Source organism: Paenibacillus sp. GbtcB18, assembly GCF_019091125.1.
Taxonomy (GTDB): domain Bacteria; phylum Bacillota; class Bacilli; order Paenibacillales; family NBRC-103111; genus Paenibacillus_F; species Paenibacillus_F chitinolyticus.
Genome location: NZ_JAGXJX010000866.1, coordinates 1 through 236 on the forward strand (window position 1 = coordinate 1; position 236 = coordinate 236).

General features: G+C 57.6%; 1 pseudogene. It reads left to right on the forward strand.

The features are described from left to right. A pseudogene (locus KVT34_RS31160) lies at nt 1-236 on the forward strand (hypothetical protein); the annotation flags it as partial.

The following is a 236-nucleotide window of genomic DNA, read 5'->3' on the forward strand; positions in this document are numbered from 1 at the left end:
CTCGCCATGGTCGCAGCCGTCGCGATAGTGTAACTGGTGCTCCTAATGTTCTTCGGAGGAGCGCTAACTCTGTTTACGATCCTGATTTCGCTGCCTTTCACGATCATCGGCCCCATTGTGGCCCTTCTTGTGACAGGGGAGACCTTGAGGGTGTCGGCCATGATGGGGGCGCACATGCTTACCGGCATGGTGGCCACCACTCCCATTGTCCTGCTGGACGGGGAGATTCAGAACGA